The sequence below is a fragment of the Streptomyces sp. MA5143a genome, assembly GCF_900290235.1.
GTDB lineage: Bacteria > Actinomycetota > Actinomycetes > Streptomycetales > Streptomycetaceae > Streptomyces.
Genome location: NZ_OLMK01000153.1, coordinates 1 through 2,204 on the forward strand (window position 1 = coordinate 1; position 2,204 = coordinate 2,204).

2 protein-coding genes are annotated in these 2,204 nt (G+C 71.5%); both read left to right on the plus strand.

Annotated features, from left to right (window positions below):
- The first annotated feature begins 88 nt into the window (after window positions 1-88).
- Window positions 89-1,291, plus strand: a complete 1,203-nt coding sequence (locus SMA5143A_RS42205) for a cytochrome P450 (RefSeq protein WP_107468069.1) — start codon at window positions 89-91, stop codon at window positions 1,289-1,291.
- 127 nt (window positions 1,292-1,418) lie between these two features.
- Window positions 1,419-2,204, plus strand: a 786-nt coding sequence (locus SMA5143A_RS42210; RefSeq protein WP_146194059.1) for a beta-ketoacyl synthase N-terminal-like domain-containing protein, incomplete at its 3' end; no start/stop codon positions are given.

Sequence of the window (2,204 nt, forward strand, 5' to 3'; positions counted from 1 at the left end):
CCCCGATCCCCTCCCACACCCCACGCCTTCCTCTCTCGCGCCTCGATCCCCTCCGTGATCCGCGACCCCGATCACCCGTAGGAGTCCGATGCCCCTCGACATCGAAACCCCGCTGCCCTACCAACGCGATTCCGCCTGCCCGTTCGACCCCGGCCCCCGGCTCCGCCAGGCGCAGCGGGAGGACCCGGTGCACAAGTACCGCCTCCCGAACGGACAGGACATCTGGGTCGTCACCCGCTACGACGACGTACGGCAGATGTTCACCGACCCGCGTCTGAGCAGCGCCCTCACCCCACTCACCCTGATGCTCCCCGGCCTCGACGACGACCAGCTGGAGGTGTCCCCGGGCAGCTTCGTCAACATGGACCCGCCGGAGCACACCCGGCTGCGCCGCACCGTCACCTCCAGTTTCACGGCCCGGCGCCTGCGCGAACTCACCCCGCGCCTGGAACGCATCGCGGAGAACTGCCTGGACGCCATGGAACAGTCGGGACCGCCCGCCGACTTCATGACCGCCTTCGCCTTCCCCTTCCCCCTGCTCGCCATCTGCGAACTGCTCGGCCTCACCGACGCCGAACGCGACGAGTTCATCGCCCTCACCGCCAAGGCCGCCGCCGGACTCGCCGCCACCTCCGAGGAGGCCAGGGACCTCGTCGACCACGCCCACCGCTTCATGCTGGACATCGTCACCGCCCAGCGCGCCGAACCCCGCGACGGCATGATCGGCATGCTCGTCGCCGAGCACGGCGACGAACTCACCGACGACGAGATCGTCGGCATGAGCAACATGTTCCTGTCCGCAGGCTTCGACACCACCGCCAACACCATCGGACTGGGACTGCTCGCCCTCTTCGACAACCCCGACCAACTCGCCCTGCTGCGCGACGACCCGACCGTCCTCGACACCGCCGTCGAGGAGATCATGCGCTACCTCAGTGTCATCTCCGCCACCAGCGGCCGCACCGCCACCGAGGATCTCGAACTCGGCGGCGTCACCGTCAAGGCGGGCGAGTACGTCGTCCCCGCACTGGCCGTGGCCAACCGCGACCCGGCCCACTACGACGACCCCGACCGGCTCGACCTCACCCGCACCCCCGGCCAGCAGGTCGGCTTCGGGTACGGCGTCCACCGCTGCACCGGCGCCGCCATGGCCCTGCTGGAGCTGAAGATCGCCTTCTCCGCCCTGCTGCGCCGCTTCCCCGGCATCCGCCTCGCCGTACCGCGCGAGGAACTCGCCTACCGCGGCTACAACATGGTGCACGGCGCGCTCAGCATCCCCGTCGTCTGGTGAGCCCCACCCCACCCCGCCGGAGACCGGCCCCCTAGCGGGCCGGCCCCGCCCCTACCCGGCCACGGTCACGTCCCGACCGGGCCCCTCGCGTCCACCACCAGCGGCAGAACCAGTGGGAGCCAGCGGCATGAACACATCTCTCGACGAGGTCATCGACGCACTGCGCGCCTCTCTCCTGGAGAACGACAGGCTGCGCCGGCAGAACGAGCGGCTCACCTCGACCGCCACCGAGCCCCTGGCGATCATCGGTATCGGCTGCCGCTTCCCCGGCGGGGCCGACGACCCGGAGAGTCTGTGGCGGCTGATCGCCGAGGGCCGCGACGCCATGACCGGCCCGCCCGCCGACCGCGGCTGGGAGAACCATCCCGCCTACGACCCCGGCCACCAAGGGGCGTTCCTCACGGGCGCCGGGGACTTCGACGCCGGCTTCTTCCGCATCTCGCCGCGCGAGGCCCTGGCCATGGACCCACAGCAGCGGCTGCTGCTGGAGGTGTCCTGGGAGGCGATCGAACGGGGCGGCGTCGACCCGCTGTCCCTGCGCTCCACCCGCACCGGCGTCTTCGTCGGCGGTGCCACCCAGGAGTACGGGGTCCTCCTCGGGGGCTCCTCGGAGAACACCGACGGATACGCCATCACCGGCCTGCCCGCCAGCATCATGTCCGGCCGGATCGCCTACCTCCTCGGCCTGGAGGGCCCGGCCCTCACCGTCGACACGGCCTGCTCCTCCTCCCTGGTCGCCCTCCACCTGGCGGCCCAGTCCCTGCGCGGCGGCGAGTGCGACCTCGCCCTCGTCGGCGGCGTCCTCGTCCTGACGGCCCCCACCATCTACGGCGAGTTCGACAGCCAGGGCGGATCGGCCTCCGACGGCCGTTGCAAGGCGTTCGCCGACGGCGCCGACGGCACCGGCTGGGGC